The organism is Oscillibacter sp. GMB15532 (genome assembly GCF_041020825.1).
Lineage (GTDB): Bacteria > Bacillota > Clostridia > Oscillospirales > Oscillospiraceae > Oscillibacter.
On sequence record NZ_JBEVTO010000005.1, the window covers coordinates 36,758 to 60,687 of the forward strand.

Below are 23,930 nucleotides of genomic sequence, written 5' to 3' on the forward strand. Positions count from 1 at the left end.
TTCCCTCTCTATGCTATGTATAGCTCTTTTTGCAGCTCTTGCACTGCATTGAGATACGCAGCTTTACCGCCAAAGGCTTTTACAATTTTTATGGAGCTGCCAAAGCGTTCAAACTCTTTCAGCTCAAGTATTTTGGTATCTGCTAATTCTGTAACACCATCGTTCATGTATTTGTCCAGCAAAGCTTCAAGCACCTGCTGCGCCATGTCAGAGTATTTGTACAAATAGCCACGCTTTTTCACGTTTTTGGCTCGCTCCGCCTTGGTGAGTGGCGGTTTATCAAAGGCGATATGACAAATCAAATCAAAATCGTCAAGGTCTTTGTTGCCTGCAAGCTCACGCAATGACTCCAAGAGTACACCATGCTCTTTTAGCTCCTCGACAATGGCAGCTTTTCGTCCCTCACTGTTCCACACACTTAAAAATTCATCAAGGGTGGAGAACTCGTTAAGGATATTCTTTTTGGAATAGTCAGTAAGGCTTTCGCTGATGAGTTTGCCGTCACTGTCGTAATATTGCACACGCTCGGATAAAACCGTTACATAAACATCATTTACCCGATACTTTTTTGGGTGTTCTTTTTCATCGCCCTCAAAGCCAATAATGGGTGAGGTATCGGGTGGAATATCATCGTTACCTTCTGTCGGGTTTTCTTCATCTGGGTCATCCGGAGGCACCGGAGATTCGTCGGGATTAGGCTCGTAAATCTGCACCGGGTCACCGTCGAAATTAGGGTCGGCAAACAAACGGCTTGCATTTCTAAAATCCATAATGGTGAAATACAGTTTGCCGTAATCAGGCTTTAAACGAGTGCCACGGCCGATGATTTGCTTAAACTCTGTCATGCCGCCATCTTCGCTGAAATTGTTATCAAGAACAATGACTTTACAAGTTTTGCAATCGACACCTGTGGTCATCAGCTTTGATGTTGTAACTAGTGTAGGATAAAGGCTGTCTTCATCTATAAAGTTATAGAGCTGATTTTTACCCTCTTGATTATCACCTGTAATACGCATGACGTACTTGGGGTTTTGCTTTACAAGGTCTGCATTTTCGTTAATCAAGGCTTGGCGCATCCGCTCTGCATGATCAATATCCACGCAGAACACAATGGTTTTTGAAAAGCGATCGGTCTTCTTCAAAAACTCTGTAATCTTTTTGGCTATGGTTTTTGTGCGGTCATCAATAATCAGATTGCGGTCAAAATCCTTGATGTTGTATTCTCGATCTTCAAGCTCATTACCGTAGATATCAACCTTGCCTTTTTCGGGGCGGTAGCCCTGTAAGTCTTTATCAAGTCCAATACGCACCACTTTGTATGGTGCTAAAAAACCATCGTCAATGCCTTGTTTCAAGGAGTATGTATAAATCGGCTTGCCAAAATAGTCTTGGTTTGAAACATCGGTTGTTTCCTTTGGTGTAGCGGTAAGTCCCAAGTGAGTTGCCGATGAAAAGTAGTCAAGGATTTTTCGCCAGCGGGATTCTTCTCGTGCACTACCTCTGTGGCATTCGTCAATGACAACAAGGTCAAAAAAGGTGGGCTGGAACTGTTTGAAAGCCTCCATGTCATCATCACCGGAAAGCTGCTGGTAAAGCGACATATAGACTTCATAAGAAGAATCTAACTTGCGGTTTTCAACCTTAGTAATTACCTTTCCCAAAGGTTTAAAATCATTATCAATCGTTTGGTCGATAAGGACATTTCTATCTGCAAGATAGAGAATTTTCTTTTTAGCGCCTACTTTCCACAACCGATATATAATCTGGAATGCTGTTAAAGTTTTCCCTGTGCCTGTTGCCATAACAAGCAAAAGCCTGTCTTGTCCTTTGGCAATGGCCTCCACAGTTTTATTTATCGCCACACGCTGATAGTAGCGTGGTGGTTTATTGTCAGCTATGTCAAAGAAGTACGGCTCAGTGATAATTTTTTCTTGTTCCTCGGTGATACCCTCGCTTGCGATGTAGCGACTCCATAATTCTTCTGGAGAGGGGAATTCTTCAAGAGTAATCTCTCGCTCAATACCGGTTTTCATGTCATGCTCAATAAAACCGTCACCGTTGGAACTAAAGGCGAAAGGTACATCAAGCGTTTTGGCGGCTTTTATTGCCTCAACATAATCAAGAGCCTGCTGCATCCCTGCACCAATGCTGAGTTTATTTTTCTTGGCTTCAATAATTGCAAGTGGTATGTTAGGCTTATAAAGGAGCAAATAATCAATGGCTTTTCGCTTGGCACGCTGAGCTGTGTCACCTCGTACAATGACACGACCGTCGGTAAATGGGTATTCAGCTCTTATTTGTCTGCCTAAGTCCCATCCTGCATTTAATATAGCTGGGGTAATAAATTTCATTTTAATATCTTCTTCAGAAAGATGCTTTTTACAGTTCATTTATCGCCACCACCTTTGCATTTTGTTTTGCGCCCGCCAACAGTTCTACCATCAATAGGCTTTTGTGAGTCAGCCGGAATAAGCCAAATGTCACCTTTTTTCATCGCACCCGGTATTTTATCTGAGGTGCAATAATAAGTGACCATTCGACTTGTGATGCCCCAAAGTCCGGCGGCTTCTTTCATTGTCAGATAGTCCATATCAGTTCACCTCAAATTATATTTATCCAATATTAGTATATTTCATTTGGACGAAAAAAGCAAGATTGCGACATAGTATTGTGGATTTTCAGATAAATTTAAAAACATGTTATTGCCTTGTAAAAATAATTTATAAAAATCAGAGAGTAAATTCGGCTGACGGACACCGCCACCAAAAAAGCTACTATTTATTCCCCTTCTCCCGAAACACCTTCACATTAAAGTAATTCCTGCACTTCACGCTGCAAAACTCGCTTTTTTGGTGGGGGTTGAAATATACCGTACCGCAATTTTTGCAGACCTTGAGCGGTGTGACAGTATCAGTCACTGCCAGCCCATAGGCAATGTACAACACATCAATCAGATCGTCCGGTTGCCACACCATCTGCGGTGGGCAGGTAGCAGTCAACCGATAGCTTAGCCCACTGGGTATCGGCTGAGCGGTCACCGTTGCAAGATCGGCTTGCAGATGCTTTGGCAACTTCGTCGGCAGTTCTCCCCGTGTGGATAGAAAATGCAAATACAGCTTTTGAAACTCCGCTGTAAAATGGCCGAGTTCCTCGCCGTATTCCTGACTACTATGTTCCTTGCGGGCAGGAGAGATATTACCACCTTTCATGGGGAATACCCGACTGCCAGTACCCTTATGCAAACCCAGCAAGCCGTGCTTCTGCACAAAAGTAAGGCAGACATGCTCTACATCGTCCGATTTTTGATAGACAGCCTTGCCAAGGTTTAGAGCATCCGTCAGTAGTTCCTGCAAGCTTTCGGTGCTGCTATATGGAATTGCAGTGGCATCAGCAGTGGGCAAAATATAGCGGCCGTTCAGAATATCTGCTATTTCATAGGCTGACCAGCGCACCCACATTGCGTTGAAAGTGGGAAATATATTTTTAAGCTCCATGGAAGAACCTCCAATTTTGTAATTGATGTAATTACTATAACATACTTCTTGTGGCATAGCAATTTGCTATGCCATCTTTTATGCCGCAAGACCTGTTACTGCTTTTTTCAGCTTGGGGTAAATCCAGCAGCTAATACCCCAACCAATTGCAAAGGTTGGAAAAATTGTAGATAGCAGTATCCAAATTGCTGCATCCAAATAGACCTCCCCACGATTATCCAGCAAAACCTCACGCATTCTTTCGTAGGTTCTTTGCAGAATGTCCCGCACATTGCGGTCGGTGGTGCCCAGCCGCTTTGCAATCTCGCTATTTTTCATTTTCTTGACGATGCTCATGTGAACCACCTGCTGCTGGCGAGGTGTCAGGTTCTTGAGCTCATTAGCAAGCTTCTCATCGCTTACCAACTGAAACAAATCCTCCGGTCTATGAGAAAACATATGATTAATCCAGCGGTCAGTTGGGTCGTTTGGTTGGTTTCCCCTTTGAGGCCTTAGTGTGGCCTCTTTCTTTTTCCGCTTTTCCAGTACGGTATCGGTGCTTCTCAAATCGCTGTTCGCCATGTGGCGGCGATAGAGGTTGATGGCGTCCCGGTCCAGTTGTTGTAGCTCGCGCTCATTTTCCGCTGCCCATTGTGACGCCTCAATATTGTGGCTATTCAGATAGCTCTCGGCAGATACTTCAGGGTCAATGTGGTTACCCCATAGACGGATTTGCTTTTCCTTTTCAAACATCTTCATTCGCGTTCCTCACTTTCTAACTTCCGTTTTTCAATTTCTCAACGTCTATATATTAGACTCATTTGTAATTGGTGTAATTATAACATACTATTACATTTTATATTTGTCAAGAGGGGTGATCGGATGAACAGAGAAGAGAAAATGGCAAAGCAGTATGGTTTGATGTTTCGGGACTATCCTGATGCCGTTACACCGGAGCAGCTGCGGCAGATGCTTGGTATTGGACGGCGCAAAGCCTACGACCTACTAAAAAGTGGCGCACTGCCCAGCATTCGTATGGGGCGGCTGTATCGAATTCCTAAGGTTTTGGTGATCGACTTCCTATGTGGAAATACCCAGTGAAAACTTTATAACCGAAACGACTTGTAAAAAGCGTCTGCCTAAGGTAACATCACAACACCTTGGGCAGACGCTCATTGATTATAAGATTGGAGGACTAAGATGAAACAGAAAAACCGCCCTGTTACGGGCAGCTTAAAGGAGAGAAACGGCAAGTATACCGCCGTGATTAACGCTTATGACGAAAACGGTAAGCGGCAGCAAAAATACCACGCCCTTGGCATTCCCACCAAAGGCAACAAGCGCAAGGCAGAGGCGGCATTGCAGGAGCTTTTGCGCCAATATGAAAGTGAAGAAATCAAAATTGAACGGGCAAAGGCAGAGTCACCGCTGTTTGCAGATTTTTTAAAAGAGTGGCTGGAGCTGACCGCCCCAACCATTGAGCGCACTACCTATCAAAGCTACAAAAGCATGATTGATGCCCGCTTGGACAGCTTTTTCAGGGAGCGCAAGCTGCATTTGGACGAGGTGGAGGCACGGCATATTCGTGAGCTTCACCAGTCCATCTTTGCCGATGGCTGCAATGCCAATTCGGTCATTCACTATCATGCGGTGGTGCGCAAGGCACTGCAATACGCTGTGAAAAACGAGCTGATTGCCAACAATCCAGCGGATAAGGTTGACCGACCGAAAAAGAATAAATATCTGGCTTCCTTTTACAGTAAAGCCGAGCTATCCACACTATTTGAAGCCACCAAGGATGACCCTATGGCAATCGTCATCCAGCTTGCCGCTTTTTACGGCTTGCGGCGCAGTGAGGTGCTAGGGCTTCGCTGGAGCAGCATTGACTTTGTGCAAAACACCTTGTCAGTCAACCACAAGGTAACCGAGGGTAAGGTGGATGGCAAAGTAACCATTTTTACCGAGGACAAGCTGAAAACAAAATCCAGCTTTCGCACCCTGCCCCTCATTCCCTGTGTGCGGGAGCTGCTGTTCGCCGCCAAGGAAAAACAGGCGGAATACAAGGCACTGTTCAAAGGCTCTTATTGCAAAGACTATGAGGACTATATCTGCGTTGACCAAATGGGCAAGCTCTTTCGCCCCAACTACATCACCGACCATTTTAAGTTACTTTTATCTCAAAATGGATTGCGGAAAATTCGTTTTCACGACCTCAGACATAGCTGTGCCAGCCTGCTTTTGGCGCAGGGAATCGCCATGAAACAGATTCAGGATTGGCTTGGACATTCCACGTTTAATACCACAGCGGACATCTACTCCCACCTTGATTTTAGCTCCAAACAGGATTCTGCCAATGCCATCAGTGCGGCGCTAAACCCATTGCAGGAGGAGTCAGAGGAACAGCAGGGTATGAACATGCAGATGATGTGAGGTGTGGGCATTGGATTATGAAAAACTGAGGGAGGAGTATCCCGAAACAATTACTATGGAGCAATTTTATCGCATTGCCCATATCAGCAAGCGGAAAGCAAATTGGTTGCTCACTAATGGCGTTGTGCCCTGCGAGGACAGTGGAAAACAGACTCGACGTTTTAAGATTCGCCTTGATAATGTGATTGATTATTTGCAAAAGGTGCAGGGTGGAACACTCAATGTATCAATCCCAAGCGGCATATTCGCAAGCGGGGCTACGAGCAAACCGCCACGAGAATATCTCGACTGTGATGAGCTGAAAGAACAATTTCTCGCCGATTGGTATGCTACGCCCGATATGCTCACCATAAAACAGGCAAGCAAGATAAGCGGTTATGTAGGAACAAGCATTTTGCGATGGGTAAACCAAAAACAGGTGAAGGGAGTGTTGTATCATGAGCGGTATCTGATTTCCAAGGAGTCCCTTGCAGAATTTTTATCATCTAAACAGGGACAGGACATTGTGCAAAAATCAGAGATTCACCGAGATGTGATTGTGGAATATATGTCAGAACAGAAAAACAGTGGCATGGAATTTACCATGTCGCTGTAATTACTTTTTACACGGAGCTTTGTCGTTGGTTAAATCAAGAAGATAGTCTACACTTGTTTTGTAAAACTTTGCAAGTTTTATCAAAGAGGAGCTCGGAATATCCAGCGCACCGCTTTCATACCGTGAATAGGTTGTTTGACTTACATTTAGTATCTCCGCAATCTCTTTTTGCGTTAAATCTGAGTCATCTCGTAAATCCTTAATATGCTGATACAATAACATCACCTCTACATTATTGTATGTTATGCGATTATCGCATATTGATTTCTATGCGAAAAACGCATAGAATATATTTGAGGTGAGCATATGCCGGACTATAAAGAAATGTATTTAAAGCTTTTCCGTGCAAGCGAGCAAGCAATCAATACACTGATACAGGCACAACAAGAGTGTGAGGAGCTGTACATCAGCCAGCCCGAGCCTGACTTAAAAGTAGTATCCATATCGACAGAAAATAGGAAAAACATGGAGGAGGAGTAATTCCAAATCCGTGCTTTTGTGCTTATGTAAGCAAAAAGAGCTGTCCGCAGACAGCTCTTTTTTGTTGGGCAAAAGCCCGATGGCGGAGAAGGTGGGATTCGAACCCACGAGCCACTTTCGTGACTACCTCATTTCGAGCGACTGGTTGGAAAGGATCGGAGAGGCCTTTTATGGTCGTTCAAGGCCTTTGAATATGCCGAAAAATCCTTGTATCATGCGGGTTTAAAGGCAACAAAGGCTGGAGCGGCACGCTGTTCTTGAAAAATAAGAAAGGAGGCACTTTTACCCCGTATTAGAGCCAAAACGATAGAGAATTGATAGCAAATTCCCGTCAAGTCTGTCCCATAAACTCAATTTACCCCCCAGCAATTTCTGACTCTTTGCTGCCGACAAAGCAAGGAAACGGAGGTTGCATCTCATGAAGAAGCTTACCATAGATGAGTTGTATTTGCAGATGTTCGCTACCTATGACGATATTCTTTCGGTCGATGATGTGGCGGTCATCATGAATCTGGACAAGAAGCGTGTCTACCGGATGCTTCGCTCCGGCGAGATCAACAGCATTAAGTTCGACCGCTGGGTTCGGGTGCCAAAGCTATGGCTCATCGAGTATATCCAGAAATACGGATTTCAAAGGCAACAAAGCTTTCATGAGCAGAGACGGGCTGCCGTGGCGCTCTACTGCCAAACCCCAAGGAGCCGCAAACAAATTCAGGAATTCCTCGATTTATCCGACCGGAAATTTTTCCGGGACACCGTACTGCATCCTCTGCTGGAAGAAGGCGTGATCCGGATGACTATTCCGGAGTACCCCGGCCATGTAAAGCAGCGGTATGTAACGGTGCGACCCTATGAAAGCGAGGATTCCGATGAAGAAAACTAACACAGGAGAAAAAAGCATTTCAGTCCGACTTGATGAACTGCAGTCCTTTGAAAATCATCCTTTCCGGGTGGTTGAAGATGATGCTTTGCGCCAGTTGGCTCAAAGTATTAAGGGAAACGGCGTGCTTACACCCTGCATCGTCCGCCCCAGTCCCTATGGCGATGGTTATGAACTGCTGTCCGGTCACCGCCGGGTAGCCGCCTGCAGGTTGATCGGGCGAAAGACCATACCGGCAATTGTAAGGGATTTGGATGACGATGCTGCTACTATTCTGATGGTGGACGCTAATCAGCAGCGGGAAAATCTGCTTCCCAGTGAAAAGGCGTTTGCTTACCGTATGAAGCTGGAGGCGATGAAACATCAGGGAAAGCCATCTTTGTCGCAAGTTGCGACTAAGTTAGGGAAAAGCGATTCAGCTTCTGTGATCGGCTTAGTAACTGGCGAAAGTCGCGATAAGGTATTTCGTTATATCCGTTTGACTTACCTCGAAGAAAATCTATTGAGAATGGTGGATGAAGGCCGCATTGCATTTGGCCCTGCCGTTGAGATTTCTTTCCTCAAGCACGATGAGCAATGCATGCTGCTGGAAACCATTATCACCGAGGAGGCCACTCCATCCCTTTCTCAGGCACAAACCCTGAAAAAGCTCAGTCAGGAGGGTACGCTCGATATGGACATTATTCTTGGCATCCTAAGTGAGCAAAAGGGTAATCAGGTGGACCGGCTTAAGCTGCGGCAAGATCAACTGATGCAGTATTTTCCACATGGAACCACACCTCGTCAAATGGAGAAGATTATCTTCCGTCTGCTAGATGAGTGGAAACGTTGCGGCTGCTTATCCAAAAAATAGTTTCAACTGTTTCTCTAGTGAGGGGACATTCGTTTGATATCAAAACGAATGTCCCCTCATCTATTTTAGGAATTGAACACCGCTCAGGTTCCTTCCTTGCTAAGATAATTCAGTATCAAAGCAAGGAGGGTAATTTATGCTCACACGCGTATTATTAAGAAAATTGGCCAAAGAGGCCCAGGAAAAACGAGGTTCCCGGCTTCCTTCGGAGATCACCGAAATCAAAATCGATACAGAACTCCCGGAAGCACAGCGAAAGCAGCAGTATCTTGAAGATGCCGAAAACCCCTATCTTTTGCGGTCCGGCTCAATTCAGATCACAGCCGTATATTCAGCCGACGGTCTATCACTCAGCGACCTTCTGGCGGACTATTTCAGCAGGGGAGGCGCTCAAGAATGAAGGAGGTGAAAAAGCAATGGAACGCTGCTTTGTACGCCCGCATATCCCGCGACGACAATTCTACCGAGTACAGCATCGAAAACCAGAAAAAGCGCCTGTACGACTTTGTTGATGCCATCCATGACGAATTTGAGCAAGTTAAGCTCTATGTGGACATAGGTGCCAGCGGCAGCAATTCCGACAGAGAACAGTTTGTCCGTATGCTCAACGATGTACAGGAGAAGCGCATCAACTGTGTTATTGTCAAAGACCTGTCCAGACTGTCCCGTAACTACTATGAAGCGGGATATTATCTGGACTATCTTTTTTCCTCACTGGATGCCCGGTTCATTTCTTTGGAGTACCCGACTCTGGACAGCTACAAGTGCCCGGATATGATGAACAGCGTCATGGTACCCATGCAGAATGTGGTCAACGACGATTTCTGCCGGCAGACGTCCATTAAAGTACGCAATATACTGAAGATGAAACAGAAAAGAGGAGATTACATCGGCGCATTTGCGCCTTATGGCTACAGCAAGCATCCGGATAGAAAGCACCGGTTGGTGATTGATGATGAAGCAGCAAATATTATTCGCATGATATTTCGTTGGTATGTACATGACGATATGAGTCAAATGAGCATCGTACGAAAGCTAAATCACATGGGAGTTGCTTCCCCGGGCTCATATAAGCAGAGCAAAGGCCTTCGGTATCATAACCGCGGCATTCAAAACAGCTCGCTGCTCTGGTCCCTGACAACTGTTTCCTGTGTTTTGCGTAACGAAATGTATATTGGAAATATGGTACAGGGGCGGTATCGCAGCCAGAACTACAAAACCGGAAAGGTGGTGAATGTGCCGCAGGATGAATGGATCATTGTTGAAGGCACCCACCCTGCAATCATTCCGCAAGAGCGGTTTGTGAGAGTGCAGGAGAAACTTCAGTGCAAAGACAAGCCTCGGGAGGGGGTCTCCCATCTATTTTCAGGGCTTGTCCGCTGCGCGGGGTGCCATAAGGCAATGGCACGAAGGCCTGTGTCCAAGTATGTATATTACAAATGCAAAACCTATTATGAACAGTCGAAAGAAGCCTGCTCCGGACACAGCATCCGGGAGGACAGATTAGAGGTGATAATCCATAACCTGCTTAGAATTCAGACCCAGTTGGCGGCGGATGCGGCATATATTCAAAGTACAATAAAGCCCGTGTCTATGCAAAATGATTACAAATCCCAGGTTAACCGGCTCATAGAGCAGCAGCAGAGACGACTGAAAAGGCTTTCCCACTACAAAAAATCCCTATATCAGGACTGGAAGGACAACTCCATTACCAGAGAGGAGTTTGACCAATACGGTACAGAATATGAGGCTGAGATAGCAGAAGCCAAAAGAGCACTTTCTGCTCTGACACAGGAAAAGGCCAATATCCCTGAGCGGCAGAATGAAGATAATGAGCAGTTGGCAGAGTTTCTAGCTACCGGGGCATTCCCAAAACTCACACATGGTATGCTAATGCATCTCATCGAGAAAATTGAAGTTGATCAGGCCGGTGATATCACCGTGCATTTCCGTTTTAAAGATCCTCTGATGGAGTTAGTGGAATCTCGATGACCTCCAGCCGGTTACTGTTTCGGGCAAGGAACTGTTTCATTCGTTTTCCGTCGTCAAGGCGAAAGTTGTCCAGAACGACAATTGTTTTGGCGCTGTTTGTATCTTCCATCAGCCGGCGTAAAAAGTCCATCTGCCGATTCTGTTTGCTTCTATCCTGAACCACGAGAAACCGAACCGCGCCCTTGCTGGGGATGGCATAAATAGCATCCACAGGCTTTTCTGCGGGTATAAAAGAGACTCTCATGGCTCCACACTTGGATTTCATCTCATAATGTTCTACTTGGGCAATATTCCTTGCATGAAGCCGGTATAGCGTGGCGGACTCCTTTTGTGAGCGTATTTTAAGAGCGCTGTATTGTTCTTCGGAAAAACCCATACGCCACACTAACTGTGGGAACGAAAGCCGCCACTCTTTCAGATAGTTGGTCATACTGCGGGCAGGAACGCTTTTCCCATACTCCTGCTCAATCAATCGGATGATGGCATCCCGCGTCCAGAGATGAGAGCTAAGCCCATGCTGTTCCGGGGAGGAGGTAATCAGAGCGCAGCGGAGTTCCTGGATTTCATTATCCTCCAAGAGCCTGCAGGACTCTTTCTTGCGTCCGCAGGCTTTAGGGCGCAATTTTTCCAGCTTCTCTCCTGCCGCAAGATAGGCCGTCCAAATTTTTTGTACCTGCCTTACATTCAGCGAAAGGATCTGTGCGGTGTCCACCGTGCTGCGGCCGTTCCTTTTGAATTGAATGACTTTCTTGCGCAGTGAGAATAATTGAGCAGGGTTCAGCTTTCTTAAATCGATATACTTCTTTTCCATAGCAATACTATAACAGAAATCAAACAATAACACACTATTTATTTCTGCCTGAATCCATAATAATTGCCGAAACATATTGAAATATAAGGAGATTATGATGCTGATCAACTGAAATTTCTTCTAAAAGTTGTACCTGATGAAGCAGTGGCTTCTGTGGGTACAACAAACCAGTAAAAAACAGATTAACACATGAAAAGGACGGTGATTAAAATGAATAACAAAGGCACTTCACGTAACCTGCTTTTAGAATTAGGTTTCATCGATAAAGACGGTGAGCCAAATGAGGACGCAATAAACGAAATCGCTTTAGAGGCATTTTGCAACGTGGTCGAACAGATACGGAAGCGAAGATACTCAACTGAACAGGTAAAACAGATTATTAGAGATTGCGAATCATTAGATGATTGGAGCAATCTCTATTTCTTTTTGTCTGGATACTACACCGGGAGCAATATCCCCAACAGCGATATAGGCTGGGCGCTTATCAATGACGAACTCACCTTTTATGTGTACCGATACTATTTTAGGGAAATGGTGGATTGCCTTGATCAGGTTCTCCCAGCTAAGGTCATCACGGCGGAAGGAGTATGCACATGAGCAATAACGGACGCATCCGTTTTAAATCTCAATCTGAATATAAAATTGGAGCGGTAACATACCATGTTACCGCTCATTTCTTAACCCATTCCCATCAGGATACGCTCAAATCGAAAATTGCTGCTTTGCTCAACAAAGAAATTTGTAACAAAACAGCAGACATCATTGCGAGCAGTCAGAGTATGCGGTAAAATAATATTGTATGCGGGCAGTGCATGCATCTGGGCTCGTATGATGAAGAACCGTCACCATTCTTGCGATGGGGCGACACGCCAAAGAAAATGGATATGTCATCGACATTACAGATCAGCGGTATCATCATGAGATTTATCTGAGCGATCCCCGCAAAACAGAAGTCTCTACGTTGAAAACAATTATCCGCCATCCTGTCCGAAAAGTATGACTTAGGACGAGAGAATTTAAAATCATTATAGTTCAAATTATCAGCAGGCCGCTTGACCTTATAAAAATGCTGGAGGACACATGGAAATAACTCCTATACCTGCGCCGCAAATCGATTTGCTGTTGTATCACATACAGCATCACCCAGCGGTACTGGATGATAAAACCAAACATCTGATAACTACGATGTTTCAAAAAATGCAGGATATCACGAACCATGGTGACGATGAGCGGCGTGAGTTATGGATTCCAGCTGATCGTGGTACTATTGAGGATTTTGGTGACTTTGAAGAGTATCTGACCGAAGGAGAAGTAAGCAGCCGTGATGAATTTGAGGAGTTATGGCTATCCGAATACCCTGATTCTATAAAGTGGTATAAACTTACCACAACAATCTATGAAAATACATGTTACGTTTTCCTCGACAATAAACTTATATTTGAAGTAAGGCCGGTACTACAAAATAATGATACAAAAGATCACTCTGAACTGGCAGAATGGCTGCTCTCGGCTGTGGATAATTGCTTGACCGCCCTCGAAAAGGGAGAGTACAATGCTTTTGTAGCAGACAATCTTCCGTATAGCAAACGTATAGGCAAAATCTTACGTGAAGATTTCTGGCGTATATTTCCGGAGGAAAAAGCCGCATATCTAAAAGATATTACGCCTGATGAGATGAACAGGTTCTTCAATCTTATACAAACACAGCCACCTGATTCCCCGGCTAAGCGCCTCCCCGAGATGACACACAGATTGTTTCTGGACAGCTGCCGTCTGGGATATGCAGCCAACCACTATGCCGGTACCAACACTTTATCGTCAATGGAACTGTACCGTTCTCATGCGGATGGCAGAGACGACGGTCTACTGGATATAAACGAAGATTCCCCTGAAGACTTTGCTGCATGGTACCATGATGAAAGGATGCGAAGCGGCCATCCTTGGGAAGTCTGCCGGGGCGGTAACTCCACACATATCTCTCTGTATGCCAGATGCGATAATCGTGGATGGTGGTTTACACTGGCTGGCTCCAGCTATTCCCGGTCCGTCGAGACAGTCAAATTTTATCTGGCGCTGAATGATCACGGAATACCGGCATTTTTGTGTGACGGACAGGAACTCGCCGCTATGCTTGCCGGAAAGGATTATATTGGCATTGTGCCGGGAGAGGTTATACCTTCATATTGCGGCCATTTGTTCCCCGATGAGAATATCATTGATTTTATGCATCTTCCATATGATCATACAGGGGCGATTATAGAGGCTGTAACATGGCATCCGCTGGATAGGGTGACGTTTAGCTGACGAAAAAGCATACGATAGTGCAAGATTCACTACATATGCTATGTCTTGCTATTATTCCACATTGAGATTGAGGATATGGTTTATTATATTAATATGTGGCTTATAAGGAGATGAGCAAATATGGAAATACCAATTATTCCGCTTACAGATCCCGAAAAGCAATTCGAGATAGTCGGAGATTTTTGCACAGCATGGGATGGACCAATTCAGCTGAACTGTGGTGAACGATCACTTGTCATGATGCCTTATGATTATTACCTCGACAAATTTTGCACTCCGGAAGAGGCCAGCCAACTTGACGCAGAAATATCTGCAAGGGCACAGTCCGAGGAATAGTACAATTTGAATATAGCTTTATAGATTTCCCATGTCACGGATTCCCTTTCTTTATTGGATCATACATCACAAACCAACCTACAATAAGGCCACCTGTCAATTTTGACAGGTGGCCTTAATTCATTGAAATTCACTGCGCCTTAAATCCGGCTTTGCGTGTTTCCACTCCAACGTATGCCATGCCCATATCGGATATCGAATACCCGGTGACGGCGGTCCAATGTGCTTGCACATTTGCTCTACCATCCAATTATAAGCAGGGTAAAATCCAAACTCCGTAACCCAATCGGATTGCTCTGGAACACAGTGGAATATCTTTTCCGACCGCAATTTTTCATAAAGTGTTTTCGGATGTATCGTCCATAATCGTATAAAGTCCTCCGTACCATTTACCAGTAATAGCGATACAAAACCTCACCATATGAAGGAGCGTATCATTAAACTTTGACAGTGGTGTCTTCTCAAATAATAATTCCCTCACAGTGGTCGATTTCGTGTTGAATAACCTGCGCCGTCCAACCGGTGAATGTCTTGAAGCGAGTCTGAAAGCTTTCGTTTTGATACTGCACCTTGATAGACTTCCACCGCTTGGTCTTCCGTGTGCCGGTCAGGGATAGACAACCCTCTTCCGCTTCGTAAGGCTCTGACCGCTTAACGATTTCCGGATTGAACATCACCATATAGCTGCCATCGTTGTCAAAGGCGATGATGCGTTTGTTAATGCCAATCATGTTGGCAGCCATGCCCACGCAGCCGTCCTTATAGGCAGCCAAGGTTTCCAGCAAATCTCGCGCAACTGCCAAATCAACTTCTGTAGCCGGTTCCGCTTTTCTGGCGAGAAAGTCCGTATCCCGCATAATCTCCCGTATCATAGCATCCTCCTGTGCAGCTCGTTTTCTATTTGTATCCGGGACAACTCCATGGCCCGGATGGTACTGCCGTAGCGGTTATATTGCCCGCTGCCCGGCTCGTACTTCGACCGTGCTTTTTCGCATTTGCGGATGATGGAGGCCAGAGGCTCCAATGCTGCGGTGAGGGTTTCGTTGGAATCCTTTTCCACATCGCCACCACCAAGCAAAGCTGACCCGATTTTCAGGGCCTGAATGCGGTTTTTGAGCAACGTGTGTTGGGAGGTGCCGGGGACAAACTTGGGCAGTGCCTGCTTACAGCGCGTGATGATCAAAGTCACCACCTTTAGCGCATCTGCCCGTTCCTGTTCTGTCATGCATGATCCTCCTCCCAGCTTTGCAAAAGAGTCAACTGCTCCGGCGTATGAAACCAATGCTCGCCATTTTCCATGACGGTCAGCACACAGCTAAAGCGGTGGACAAACTCGTCCACTGTGGTGCGGCCAGTCAGGTTGTCCTTGTCCGCATAGAGGATGGCGGTATTTGTATTCCAAGCGGTGACAGGATGCTCTCTGGCGTATTGAAGGTAGCGCCAGGATAGGGTTTCGCCCAAATCGGTGTGGATTTCACCCTCCTGCTCCAGCCGCTTTTCATCTGCTTTTGCCCAGAGCATCATATTGCGAATGAGCTGTTCCATATCCAATACCGGGGAGACAAACAGCGCTTTTTCCAACGGCTCCCCGGCGAAAGCCTGCATGGAAAACCAAGCACCGATGCTGGTAGCTCGCAGAGCAATATGAGCCCAACGCTGCTGGGCATACGCCAGCACGGAACGCAGCTCCGGCACCACATGCCAAGGGGCAAAGTCGGACTCGCCGCCCCGGCGCTCCCCATGCTCGGGTAGATCGATGGCCAGCACCTGCCACCCCTTGTGACACACAATTTCCGCAAAGACTTCGCCCTCTTCCTTTCACCCACATTTGCCGTGGACGAATAGCCAGACACGGTCAGAACTCTCGCCGTATAATACGGCGGGAATAATATCAATTTGAAATTTTATCACATTCATAGGGATCCCTCTTTTAGCTGCATCACAACCTACAATTTACTCTTATTTTCTCATCATAGCACAGGTTCTCACAGACCACAACCCGCCTACAATATGGTCGCCTGTCAAAAGGGCAGGTAGTCGTATTGAGGCTGTTTTTAGTAACAACAGCCGTCTCGGTAGCTTTAGTTTTTAACCTGATGGAAGCTGTGCGTCGGTTTTCTTATTTCTTTCTTCCGAGGATAGTCAATAAGGGATAACGCTTTTGGACGACTTCATAATGCTATAATACTCGAGTTGTCTTTCATTGCAGTAATGTGTGACTAATTTCATTAAAAGGGAGAATATTATGGCATCCATCGTTCAAAGAAACAAGAGTTATTCGGTTGTCTACTCGGAAAAATTAGAGGGAGGCTCAAAGCAAAAATGGGAGACCTATCATTCAAAAGAGGAGGCCGAGAATCGGAAATGGGAGATTGAAAACGCAGTACCCTTTTTAGGTATACCGCCTAAGCTTAGTTCATTATCCGACTTGATTAAAGAATATATTTATACCTACGGAGAAATCAGATGGTCATATAGCTCATACACCATCCGAATTTCTCTTATAAACCGGTACATTTTACCTCAAATAGGGAACTTGAAGCTATCCACGATAAATGGCCGTTTACTAAGTAGGTATTTTCACAAGCTTTATGGTCTTAAACCCATAGATAGCAAGCACAAACCCTCCAAGACTGACATTTTAACAGGCAGCACAGTTTATGACATTTATAAATTGCTTCGCAGTATTTTTAATCAGGCGGTCATTTGGGGTGTGTATAACGAAAGCCCATTAAAAAGCGTTACTATCCCAAAACATATTAGTGCCACAAGAAATATTCTTAGTATGGCTCAAATCAAGCAAATAGTTAGTATTGCAACGAACCAAAATACGATGCTGTCAATTGCAATACAGCTTGCTTTTGTGGGCTCACTTCGCAAAGGTGAAATTTTGGCTTTGTGTTGGGACGATATTGATTTTGAAGGAGGTTTTGTCAATGTAAGAAAAGAATTGATCAGGGTTTCAGTAAAGTCTATTAATTCGGTAGCATCTCAAAAAGTGATTCATGTTTTCCGACTCAAAGTTCAAAATGCAACACAAGGCTTGTTTTTAAAATACCTAAAACACCGGCCTCTATTAGAAAAGTTTTTTTGCCGGAATCCCTATTGCGGATGTTGTTGTGTTGGAAAAAAGAGCAGGAAGACAAAATACTTTCTAAACCTTATAATCTGATATTTACAGAAGGCAAAGGACTTCCGCTCCAGACGGAATGGGTTAACAAGCATTTTGACAAGTTACTTATAGAGCATAATTTCCCCAAAGTGGTGTTTCATAGTTTGCGTCATTCCAGTACAACGTACAAATTATTAATCAGTGGAGGTGATCTCAAATCTGTCCAAGGTGATAACGGGCATGTAAAGCCGGACATGGTACTTAATGTTTACGCTCGGATTCAAGACGAACAGAGAAGGGAGATGGCATTGCAAATGGAAAAAGCATTTTATGCATAAAAATGCTGCTAACACCTTTAGCAAGGCGTTAGCAGCTAAGTTTTTGATTGGCGTTTTCAAAGAGGAATCGAACGTAAAAACATACTCTTAGGAGGAGTATGTTCTATCCGATTAACTTTATCTTCCCAATTATCTTAGCACGCAATATAAACTAAAGGAGGTGAATTGCCATGCTGCAAAAGGCTATTGATAAATTATATAACAGCAACGATTTATTTGAATTGGCCGGTAGTATAGAACAGCTTTTATCGGCTATAGATAGTGTTCGCAACAAAAACAAGGTGCTGAGAGAAATCTATGGTAATCTATACTTTGGCTGTACGAGGCAACCTCAGCCGTTTTCTATTCTTGAAGGTAAGGATGCCTCCATTCCTTATTTAATGACTTATTGGATATTTCAAAAAACCTATAAGGATAATAAAAAATGCCTTCAAGATATTATCCATATAATCCATGCGAGCATGTTGTCTCCACAAAAGTCGAGAATCTCAATAGAAATGATTCAATCCCTGATAGCCTATGTCAATGATAAATTTCATTTTCAGCAAAAGGTATTGGAAGAAACTCCATTAGAAATACTGCTCATTGATCATTCTCATACTGAATTTGGTGCATATTATGTTGCTATTTTAGCGGGGAATTCGCCAGAAAGCATTAACCTCTCGGATAGAATTTTTATACCATATCTAAGGCATAATATTGATTTTTCGCAGGAATTCATTTTTCTCCATGAGTTGGGGCATGCTCTCCATACAAGAGCAACCAAACAAATTATGACACCACCGGATTCATTTTTAAACGTTTTAGAGCGAATATTTCCTAAGGCAGTCCATGAATCTGATACTATAAAAGCGGAGCTATTTGCAGACAGCTTTGCCATTGCTGCTTTGCATAATTCGGATTTTTCTCAATATGACCCGTATACATCAATACAGGAAGAAGACCGACTACTTTTAATTGACTACATGCAAAATTTGATTGAAACTACTTTTTGAAGATAACAGGACAACAAGCTAATCGATTTGAGATTGCTCATTAAAAAGCAGACTTAAAACAAAGAAAAACTGGAAGGAGTGACAGAGTCTGAACCTGCGGTCTGATGATACCCACGTCATTTTTGGCCTGCCGGGAGAGCGCCGAAAAGATATGCTGCAAACTGTCCGCTACGTGGCAGAGCGCACGGACGGGATCAAATTGCAACTGCTTCACGTATTGGAAGGCACAGCGTTGGCGGACAACTATCGCTGCGGCGAGTTTCCGACACTGAAGCCGGAAGAATACTACAAACTAGTGGCCGACGTGCTGGAACTTCTACCGGAAAACGTTATCATCCACCGGCTCACCGGCGATGGCGCAAAGCGAGACCTCATTGCACCCTTATGGAGTACCGACAAAAAGCGGGTACTGGCTGATCTGACCCTGATATTGCGAAGCCGAAATATTTGTCCGGCAGAGCGCTGAAACAGCAAACTGCGGAGACTCTCCGTGGGTACAGGGATGAGAACTGAATGCAAAAAAAGCTGACAACGGGCAGAAAGCAACTGGAAGAACTGGGAAAGTCTTTAGCACAAGAATAATATTGAAAAGTACTGCTGGTTATACCTGAGCCCATCGAGGCAGATATGCGTTGTAATTGGGAGATGGTCTGTGATTTGATCAAATTAACGCTGGGAATCAAGTTTGACGAGTCGAAGTATAATTATGAGCATCTTCCTGATGATTTTTAAGTCACGCTTCCAGTCAAAAGTTATATAAGAAATGGAATCGAATGCGGGTAATGAGGAAGTACGCCAGCCAGCAAGAAAATATACCCTAATCGAAAAACGAATTCCCATGGAAGTGTAAAACAAGCCATGGTTGAAATCTATCGTACCGGCGATGAGCCGGTTGATCTTGCACAATATCGAATATCATGGACACAGACTAGAAAGTTTCCCGCTGGTTTTATAACAGTGCAATCCATTACGACAACCTAGGTGGTATCTTTATAAGGACGGCATCAAACCTGCTCAAATCATTTGATATATCGATGAACGTGAGGAACGGGAAATTATGCAGTGCGATTCAGCTTTATGGCGTAACTGAGATTGATCGTTGAATGCGGCGCTCAGCACCATAGTTCCCGTGTCTGGGGAAAATCAGTATATTATTGATTTCCTGAGCGATGTGTGCCGTGTAAATATGCCTTGCGTTTATTCGCCAATCAGCATATAATATAAAAGTGTCGAATAATTGTTAAAGCTTTCGAAAGAGGGCGACGCAAAGCTACGAGGACCTTCCAAATCGGGTGACAGCCAGCTACTACGCCCCATTGTATATGCCCTACGAAAGTAGGGCCATTTTTTTAATCCGACATGAGGTGTGAAGTTATGGATTATATCTCAATCGCCGAAGCCGCAAAAAAATGGAGTATCACTCCCCGCCGCGTGCAGGTGCTGTGCAGTCAGAAACGGATTCCGGGCCTAACTAAGTTCGGCAAGGCCTGGGCAATTCCAAAGGATGCAGAGAAACCGGAGGATATGCGAAAAATAAAAAAATCTGCATCGAACGAGGGAGACCAACAAAAATAATCACTCAAGCGAGGAATACGATACCACTACCAAAATGAATAAGAACGAGAGAATTAATGATAGAATGAGATATTTATTAGCGGGAGAGAAGCAAATGAGCGCCGCTTTCAAGAAATCGTGCATTTCTTATCAAGAAAAAGCAGTGACAAGGAGGCGGCGGTAAAATGATTAACAGAGAAATTCCTTTTAGGCCGAAGCTAGAAGGAGAATTTAGAATTAGATTTTACAGTGCTGCGTCCGAAATTACTGAAGTCACACCAACCCTGGCCATCGCGGCTATATCCGAGAGGGAGATAAACTGGGTTGAAAATGAATGCCCATATAATCTTGAACAAAGGAAAATATACCGAGCAGTATGGTTCCTATTTAGAGATCTTATTCGTGCATCGTGGAAGGCATGCTACAGAGACGGAGTTCTTTATATGAGCTTACCCAGTTTAGGAGGTGCTGATATACATGACACTACATCACCGGAGGTCAAGGCCCTTCTTCGTAGCTGGATGAGCGAAAGTAGACACGAAAGACTCATTAGTTATACTGATTTTATAGTTAGAATGGAAAGCCCAGGAAGTAGCAAGACAAGCATTTCTGCGTTAATTGCAGATGGTGACGAATTGTCCGTTCGTATGGAGAGGGCTCATCAAGGTGAGATTAACATAAATGATGCAGTGCAGCCATACTTGCAACTTGTTAAAGAAAATGACAGAGATGAATTTACAGGCTTAAAAATATCAGAGATTTGGCGCTACTTTCGTCTAACATGGTCTACACCGGCTGAAACAACACCAGGAAGGACGATGCAGTATTTAATTCGTGATGCTGCACATCCAATGCACGCAGTTATGGGGATTGCTTCGTTAGAAAACTGCGCCGTCCAGATCACCTGCAGGGATGACTACATCGGATGGAATCAAAGGGCGTTTATAGATAAAATCATTGGTTTAGATAATGCAGCCGCTTTGCATGAGTTAAACCGACTACTTGTATATTTAGAAAATGGAATCTCAGGAATCGATTACACTGAGCTCTGCACAGATGCAGTAGTAGAAAATCCAACTGATGAAGATATCCAATTCCTCTTTGATGAGGCTTCAAGCGCAGAACAAAGCCGTCAGCAACTCCTGCGAAACGAAGTGGATAATGATGTCGAGGATATCGAAAAAAGTGAACTCGGAAGCATTTCCATGGACGCCGAAAAAGCGTTATATCGCAGGAAACGCGCTGAGCAGCTTGCTCGCTTGCTCAGTGCAAAAAAAGCAATTCGGTACATATGTGTTGCTGAGAATTTTAATGAAATCTGGATTGATTTTTGTAAGAGTGAGGCAGGTAACTCTGCGATCAGGAGTGCTTTGGTAGCTCAGAAAACGAAGCACATTGGATCAAGTTTGATGGAATTAAACGTATGTGGAGCAATACCTCCATATAATGAAATCCTTGGCGGAAAGCTTGTAGCACTTTTAGCGACATCTCCACAGGTTGTCCACGATTATAAGGAGCGATATGCTGACAAAGCGAGTGAAATCGCAAGCCGCTTAAAAGGCGCGCCAGTTTCCAGACCGGCAGACCTTGTATATGTTGGTACAACCTCACTATATTATGTTGGCTCCAGCCAATACAACCGTTTGAAAATACCAGGTAAAGTATTGGATTCCGATTTTGATATAGTATGGAATAAACTAGGAATGACTATTGGCTTTGGCACTATGCATATAAGCAAGGCTACTACGATGAGCCTTACAGAAGCAACAAGTGATGGCTTTAACCGCATTAATCATGTTTTCGGAGAGGGTGCGAGCCCTAAAATGCGCTTGTTGACAATGTCGATTCGTGAGCTTTTGGAATCAACAAATGAGGATTCTAAGGACTTCTCAAAACATGCTATGTCGAGAATCGTTTATGGTGTATGCTTAGCGAAGAATACCTTTGACTATCTTTTGGGCAAGGATGCAACTCCAAATTATTATATGGATATGGCTGATTATGTCACTGGAACTCAGAAAATAGTTGATTATTGGAGAACTCGCTGGTTGACAAGTAGACTGCATTTTGAGCCAATATATCAAAGAATCCGTGAATTTGATAAGCAAAGCTTTCTTGTAAGTAATCAAATAGATTCTGATAAAGAATGGAGCTTTTCTAAACTCAAGGAGGTGCCACATATGCCGACTAATGACGAAACAAAAACTGGTCTTCAATTTGTGCGAGACTTTTATAGAGGTTCTAGTGCATATGCAGATCATATTTCGCCTGAGCTTCTGTCTGTGATTCATCTGGAAACGAAATTGGACCATGCCATTATGCAGGCGGCGTTATCAGGCAAGGACATCGTTCTTACTGGTAATCCAGGCGATGGAAAAACGCATATTATTCGCTTGCTTAAGGACAAACTGGAAGACTTAAAAACACCTATTGTGATAGAACTTGATGCCAGCACACTTTCAAATAAAGAAATATATATGAAATGGAGTGGAGCAAGAGAACGCAATACACCATTTTTGATTGCCATTAATGCGGCCATTTTGTATTCCGCACACCAAGAATATCCTCAGTTTCAACCTATCAAGGATGCTTATTATCAGATGAGCCATTCTGTGGTCTTCCACGATGAAAATTCTGGTTGCAATGATGTTGTCGTTTATGACTTGAGCAAGCGCGAGGTACTTACTGCCGAGATTCTGCAGCAGGCTATCAATAGACTGACTGATGATAAGCATTACAAGGAATGCGTCACATGTCCGCTTAATGAAAGCTGTGATGTGCATAAGAACTGTATGCTGCTAAAGAATGCACTGTTCCAAGAGCGTCTTTATGTGATCTTGCAAAGAGTATCAATGCAGGGCTACCATGCTACGGTTCGAGAACTTCAGAGCTTCATTTCTTATTTGATTTTTGGAAATCGAAGCTGTGCGAGCATCAGTCGCACAACAGGAAGCAATCAATATGATTTGGTCAACCTCGTTTTTTCTGGTAAGGGTGATATCTTTGATGTTATCAGAAATGCGATTGATCCCGTAGGAATTTCACACCCAATATGGGATGAAAAAATACTTCTAAATGATGTTCCGGCAGATAGTTGGATAGCTGGATATGAGGTTCCCGCTGAGGCAATTGCTTATGACAACTATGAGCTCTTCAAACTTAGGAAGAGACAATTCTTTTTTTTCAACAAGCACGGTGATGGACTGCTTAAAATCATGGATGATGATGTCACTCACTTCCAAGAGTTCTTGAACCAGGATAGTGGAAAGACCATCAAGGAATTGATTCGCAAATTAAATACCTTCTTTGGGGCTGTAAAAGCTTCCAATTCAGAACTGCAAGTTTGGACTGGACACCGTTATGATAACGAGCCAAGAAAAGTCTTGATTTCTACGGGTACAATTAAGAAAAGCGGCTTGAAGATTGGTAGACCAGCACTCCTAAAGAGTATGCAGAACGGTATTGATATGACATCAAGCTATGTCCGCTTAGAAAAAAAGGATGCAGCACATATATTTCTGAAAATTGATTTTGCTATGTACATGCTTTTGACAGAAGCCGAGAGGGGAGTACCTGTCTTGTTTATGGAGTCCGACCTTGTAAAAAAGGTTTGGAGATTTGTTGAGCAGATGCAATCCGTTGATGATGTGGATGATAATGATATGGTAACAGTTTCTCTACTGGATGTACAAAACAAAAAGAAAATTTCTGTTGCTATTGACAGGGAGGAAAATAAATACTCCTTTATTGATGGCGAGCGAACAAAGGAGGTATAAC

The 23,930-nt window shown here is 44.1% G+C and carries 28 protein-coding genes and 1 tRNA gene; 18 read left to right on the plus strand and 11 right to left on the minus strand.

Annotation, left to right across the window (positions count from 1 at the left end):
- Window positions 1-8: 8 nt before the first annotated feature.
- From hsdR to ABVS15_RS07205, 4 genes are all read right to left on the minus strand, one after another.
- Window positions 9-2,390 (minus strand): EcoAI/FtnUII family type I restriction enzme subunit R, encoded by a 2,382-nt coding sequence (hsdR, locus tag ABVS15_RS07190; RefSeq protein ID WP_369283065.1) that lies wholly within the window; start codon window positions 2,388-2,390, stop codon window positions 9-11.
- Window positions 2,387-2,590 (minus strand): DNA-binding protein, encoded by a 204-nt coding sequence (locus ABVS15_RS07195; RefSeq protein ID WP_369283066.1) that lies wholly within the window; start codon window positions 2,588-2,590, stop codon window positions 2,387-2,389. Before ABVS15_RS07195 ends, hsdR begins: the two co-directional genes overlap by 4 nt.
- A gap of 184 nt (window positions 2,591-2,774) precedes the next feature.
- Window positions 2,775-3,494, minus strand: coding sequence for a hypothetical protein (locus tag ABVS15_RS07200; RefSeq protein WP_369283067.1), 720 nt, complete (start codon window positions 3,492-3,494; stop codon window positions 2,775-2,777).
- Between the two features lie 78 nt (window positions 3,495-3,572).
- Window positions 3,573-4,232, minus strand: a complete 660-nt coding sequence (locus ABVS15_RS07205; RefSeq protein WP_369283068.1) for a sigma-70 family RNA polymerase sigma factor — start codon at window positions 4,230-4,232, stop codon at window positions 3,573-3,575.
- 123 nt (window positions 4,233-4,355) lie between these two features.
- Here ABVS15_RS07205 and ABVS15_RS07210 point away from each other — a divergent pair, with 123 nt between their 5' ends.
- The 3 genes from ABVS15_RS07210 (at window position 4,356) to ABVS15_RS07220 (ending at window position 6,498) form a co-directional block, all read left to right on the plus strand.
- Window positions 4,356-4,574 carry a helix-turn-helix domain-containing protein gene (locus ABVS15_RS07210; protein WP_369283069.1) on the plus strand — a complete coding sequence of 73 codons (219 nt, stop codon included), beginning with the start codon at window positions 4,356-4,358 and terminating at the stop codon, window positions 4,572-4,574.
- A 99-nt stretch (window positions 4,575-4,673) separates the two neighbouring features.
- Entirely contained in the window at window positions 4,674-5,903 is a 1,230-nt protein-coding gene (locus ABVS15_RS07215) for a tyrosine-type recombinase/integrase (protein WP_369283070.1), read from the plus strand.
- A gap of 10 nt (window positions 5,904-5,913) precedes the next feature.
- Window positions 5,914-6,498, plus strand: coding sequence for a DNA-binding protein (locus ABVS15_RS07220; RefSeq protein WP_369283071.1), 585 nt, complete (start codon window positions 5,914-5,916; stop codon window positions 6,496-6,498).
- On the opposite strand, the gene ABVS15_RS07225 is transcribed toward ABVS15_RS07220, so the two are convergent.
- Window positions 6,499-6,714, minus strand: coding sequence for a helix-turn-helix domain-containing protein (locus ABVS15_RS07225; protein WP_369283072.1), 216 nt, complete (start codon window positions 6,712-6,714; stop codon window positions 6,499-6,501).
- Between the two features lie 90 nt (window positions 6,715-6,804).
- Here ABVS15_RS07225 and ABVS15_RS07230 point away from each other — a divergent pair, with 90 nt between their 5' ends.
- On the plus strand, window positions 6,805-6,978 hold the full coding sequence (locus ABVS15_RS07230; protein WP_369283073.1) for a hypothetical protein: 174 nt from the start codon (window positions 6,805-6,807) through the stop codon (window positions 6,976-6,978).
- Window positions 6,979-7,058: 80 nt separating this feature from the next.
- Here ABVS15_RS07230 and ABVS15_RS07235 read toward each other — a convergent pair.
- Window positions 7,059-7,166 (minus strand) — tRNA-OTHER (locus ABVS15_RS07235).
- A 230-nt stretch (window positions 7,167-7,396) separates the two neighbouring features.
- Between ABVS15_RS07235 and ABVS15_RS07240 the strand changes: the two genes are divergently transcribed.
- From ABVS15_RS07240 to ABVS15_RS07255, 4 genes are all read left to right on the plus strand, one after another.
- Window positions 7,397-7,861, plus strand: a complete 465-nt coding sequence (locus ABVS15_RS07240; RefSeq protein WP_369283074.1) for a helix-turn-helix domain-containing protein — start codon at window positions 7,397-7,399, stop codon at window positions 7,859-7,861.
- Complete coding sequence (locus tag ABVS15_RS07245) at window positions 7,848-8,711, plus strand: ParB/RepB/Spo0J family partition protein (protein ID WP_369283075.1); 864 nt, start codon at window positions 7,848-7,850, stop codon at window positions 8,709-8,711. The genes ABVS15_RS07240 and ABVS15_RS07245 overlap by 14 nt, the downstream gene beginning before the upstream one ends.
- 136 nt (window positions 8,712-8,847) lie before the next feature.
- Complete coding sequence (locus tag ABVS15_RS07250) at window positions 8,848-9,111, plus strand: DUF6870 family protein (RefSeq protein ID WP_369283076.1); 264 nt, start codon at window positions 8,848-8,850, stop codon at window positions 9,109-9,111.
- Window positions 9,108-10,703 (plus strand): recombinase family protein, encoded by a 1,596-nt coding sequence (locus tag ABVS15_RS07255; RefSeq protein ID WP_369283077.1) that lies wholly within the window; start codon window positions 9,108-9,110, stop codon window positions 10,701-10,703. Before ABVS15_RS07250 ends, ABVS15_RS07255 begins: the two co-directional genes overlap by 4 nt.
- Here ABVS15_RS07255 and ABVS15_RS07260 read toward each other — a convergent pair.
- The gene (locus ABVS15_RS07260; protein ID WP_369283078.1) at window positions 10,666-11,622 is read right to left on the minus strand and encodes a winged helix-turn-helix domain-containing protein; all 957 of its coding nucleotides are present in this window, start codon (window positions 11,620-11,622) and stop codon (window positions 10,666-10,668) included. The two genes, ABVS15_RS07255 and ABVS15_RS07260, sit on opposite strands and share 38 nt — an antisense overlap.
- Window positions 11,623-11,724: 102 nt before the next feature.
- Here ABVS15_RS07260 and ABVS15_RS07265 point away from each other — a divergent pair, with 102 nt between their 5' ends.
- The 4 genes from ABVS15_RS07265 (at window position 11,725) to ABVS15_RS07280 (ending at window position 14,154) form a co-directional block, all read left to right on the plus strand.
- A complete protein-coding gene (locus tag ABVS15_RS07265; protein ID WP_369283079.1) occupies window positions 11,725-12,111 on the plus strand; it encodes a hypothetical protein in 387 nt (128 codons plus the stop codon).
- Window positions 12,108-12,302: a hypothetical protein gene (locus ABVS15_RS07270; RefSeq protein WP_369283080.1), complete on the plus strand. Its 195-nt coding sequence runs from the start codon at window positions 12,108-12,110 to the stop codon at window positions 12,300-12,302. Before ABVS15_RS07265 ends, ABVS15_RS07270 begins: the two co-directional genes overlap by 4 nt.
- Before the next feature lie 292 nt (window positions 12,303-12,594).
- Window positions 12,595-13,818: a hypothetical protein gene (locus ABVS15_RS07275; RefSeq protein ID WP_369283081.1), complete on the plus strand. Its 1,224-nt coding sequence runs from the start codon at window positions 12,595-12,597 to the stop codon at window positions 13,816-13,818.
- Between the two features lie 120 nt (window positions 13,819-13,938).
- The gene (locus ABVS15_RS07280) at window positions 13,939-14,154 is read left to right on the plus strand and encodes a hypothetical protein (RefSeq protein WP_369283082.1); all 216 of its coding nucleotides are present in this window, start codon (window positions 13,939-13,941) and stop codon (window positions 14,152-14,154) included.
- Window positions 14,155-14,274: 120 nt separating this feature from the next.
- On the opposite strand, the gene ABVS15_RS07285 is transcribed toward ABVS15_RS07280, so the two are convergent.
- The 4 genes from ABVS15_RS07285 to ABVS15_RS07300 form a co-directional block, all read right to left on the minus strand.
- Window positions 14,275-14,550: a DUF3841 domain-containing protein gene (locus tag ABVS15_RS07285; protein ID WP_369283264.1), complete on the minus strand. Its 276-nt coding sequence runs from the start codon at window positions 14,548-14,550 to the stop codon at window positions 14,275-14,277.
- A 65-nt stretch (window positions 14,551-14,615) separates the two neighbouring features.
- Window positions 14,616-15,026: a peptide deformylase gene (locus ABVS15_RS07290; RefSeq protein WP_369283083.1), complete on the minus strand. Its 411-nt coding sequence runs from the start codon at window positions 15,024-15,026 to the stop codon at window positions 14,616-14,618.
- On the minus strand, window positions 15,023-15,379 hold the full coding sequence (locus ABVS15_RS07295; protein ID WP_369283084.1) for a hypothetical protein: 357 nt from the start codon (window positions 15,377-15,379) through the stop codon (window positions 15,023-15,025). Before ABVS15_RS07295 ends, ABVS15_RS07290 begins: the two co-directional genes overlap by 4 nt.
- On the minus strand, window positions 15,376-15,921 hold the full coding sequence (locus ABVS15_RS07300; protein ID WP_369283085.1) for an alpha/beta hydrolase: 546 nt from the start codon (window positions 15,919-15,921) through the stop codon (window positions 15,376-15,378). Before ABVS15_RS07300 ends, ABVS15_RS07295 begins: the two co-directional genes overlap by 4 nt.
- 478 nt (window positions 15,922-16,399) lie before the next feature.
- On the opposite strand from ABVS15_RS07300, the gene ABVS15_RS07305 reads away from it, so the two are divergent.
- The 6 genes from ABVS15_RS07305 (at window position 16,400) to ABVS15_RS07330 (ending at window position 23,929) form a co-directional block, all read left to right on the plus strand.
- Entirely contained in the window at window positions 16,400-17,326 is a 927-nt protein-coding gene (locus tag ABVS15_RS07305; RefSeq protein ID WP_369283086.1) for a tyrosine-type recombinase/integrase, read from the plus strand.
- Complete coding sequence (locus ABVS15_RS07310) at window positions 17,266-17,604, plus strand: tyrosine-type recombinase/integrase (RefSeq protein WP_369283087.1); 339 nt, start codon at window positions 17,266-17,268, stop codon at window positions 17,602-17,604. The genes ABVS15_RS07305 and ABVS15_RS07310 overlap by 61 nt, the downstream gene beginning before the upstream one ends.
- Before the next feature lie 170 nt (window positions 17,605-17,774).
- Window positions 17,775-18,599 (plus strand): hypothetical protein, encoded by an 825-nt coding sequence (locus ABVS15_RS07315; protein ID WP_369283088.1) that lies wholly within the window; start codon window positions 17,775-17,777, stop codon window positions 18,597-18,599.
- 151 nt (window positions 18,600-18,750) lie between these two features.
- A complete protein-coding gene (locus ABVS15_RS07320) occupies window positions 18,751-19,065 on the plus strand; it encodes a hypothetical protein (RefSeq protein WP_369283089.1) in 315 nt (104 codons plus the stop codon).
- A gap of 908 nt (window positions 19,066-19,973) precedes the next feature.
- The gene (locus ABVS15_RS07325) at window positions 19,974-20,174 is read left to right on the plus strand and encodes a DNA-binding protein (RefSeq protein WP_369283090.1); all 201 of its coding nucleotides are present in this window, start codon (window positions 19,974-19,976) and stop codon (window positions 20,172-20,174) included.
- Between the two features lie 164 nt (window positions 20,175-20,338).
- Window positions 20,339-23,929, plus strand: coding sequence for a Druantia anti-phage system protein DruA (locus ABVS15_RS07330; RefSeq protein ID WP_369283091.1), 3,591 nt, complete (start codon window positions 20,339-20,341; stop codon window positions 23,927-23,929).
- Window position 23,930 lies beyond the last annotated feature (1 nt).

Coding starts and splice junctions, on each gene's coding strand:
- hsdR (WP_369283065.1), bottom strand. CDS start 2,390: ATGAACTGTAAAAAGCATCTTTCTGAAGAAGATATTAAAATGAAATTT.
- ABVS15_RS07195 (WP_369283066.1), bottom strand. CDS start 2,590: ATGGACTATCTGACAATGAAAGAAGCCGCCGGACTTTGGGGCATCACA.
- ABVS15_RS07200 (WP_369283067.1), bottom strand. CDS start 3,494: ATGGAGCTTAAAAATATATTTCCCACTTTCAACGCAATGTGGGTGCGC.
- ABVS15_RS07205 (WP_369283068.1), bottom strand. CDS start 4,232: ATGAAGATGTTTGAAAAGGAAAAGCAAATCCGTCTATGGGGTAACCAC.
- ABVS15_RS07210 (WP_369283069.1), top strand. CDS start 4,356: ATGAACAGAGAAGAGAAAATGGCAAAGCAGTATGGTTTGATGTTTCGG.
- ABVS15_RS07215 (WP_369283070.1), top strand. CDS start 4,674: ATGAAACAGAAAAACCGCCCTGTTACGGGCAGCTTAAAGGAGAGAAAC.
- ABVS15_RS07230 (WP_369283073.1), top strand. CDS start 6,805: ATGCCGGACTATAAAGAAATGTATTTAAAGCTTTTCCGTGCAAGCGAG.
- ABVS15_RS07240 (WP_369283074.1), top strand. CDS start 7,397: ATGAAGAAGCTTACCATAGATGAGTTGTATTTGCAGATGTTCGCTACC.
- ABVS15_RS07245 (WP_369283075.1), top strand. CDS start 7,848: ATGAAGAAAACTAACACAGGAGAAAAAAGCATTTCAGTCCGACTTGAT.
- ABVS15_RS07250 (WP_369283076.1), top strand. CDS start 8,848: ATGCTCACACGCGTATTATTAAGAAAATTGGCCAAAGAGGCCCAGGAA.
- ABVS15_RS07255 (WP_369283077.1), top strand. CDS start 9,108: ATGAAGGAGGTGAAAAAGCAATGGAACGCTGCTTTGTACGCCCGCATA.
- ABVS15_RS07265 (WP_369283079.1), top strand. CDS start 11,725: ATGAATAACAAAGGCACTTCACGTAACCTGCTTTTAGAATTAGGTTTC.
- ABVS15_RS07270 (WP_369283080.1), top strand. CDS start 12,108: ATGAGCAATAACGGACGCATCCGTTTTAAATCTCAATCTGAATATAAA.
- ABVS15_RS07275 (WP_369283081.1), top strand. CDS start 12,595: ATGGAAATAACTCCTATACCTGCGCCGCAAATCGATTTGCTGTTGTAT.
- ABVS15_RS07280 (WP_369283082.1), top strand. CDS start 13,939: ATGGAAATACCAATTATTCCGCTTACAGATCCCGAAAAGCAATTCGAG.
- ABVS15_RS07290 (WP_369283083.1), bottom strand. CDS start 15,026: ATGATACGGGAGATTATGCGGGATACGGACTTTCTCGCCAGAAAAGCG.
- ABVS15_RS07295 (WP_369283084.1), bottom strand. CDS start 15,379: ATGACAGAACAGGAACGGGCAGATGCGCTAAAGGTGGTGACTTTGATC.
- ABVS15_RS07305 (WP_369283086.1), top strand. CDS start 16,400: ATGGCATCCATCGTTCAAAGAAACAAGAGTTATTCGGTTGTCTACTCG.
- ABVS15_RS07310 (WP_369283087.1), top strand. CDS start 17,266: ATGTTGTTGTGTTGGAAAAAAGAGCAGGAAGACAAAATACTTTCTAAA.
- ABVS15_RS07315 (WP_369283088.1), top strand. CDS start 17,775: ATGCTGCAAAAGGCTATTGATAAATTATATAACAGCAACGATTTATTT.
- ABVS15_RS07320 (WP_369283089.1), top strand. CDS start 18,751: ATGCTGCAAACTGTCCGCTACGTGGCAGAGCGCACGGACGGGATCAAA.
- ABVS15_RS07325 (WP_369283090.1), top strand. CDS start 19,974: ATGGATTATATCTCAATCGCCGAAGCCGCAAAAAAATGGAGTATCACT.
- ABVS15_RS07330 (WP_369283091.1), top strand. CDS start 20,339: ATGATTAACAGAGAAATTCCTTTTAGGCCGAAGCTAGAAGGAGAATTT.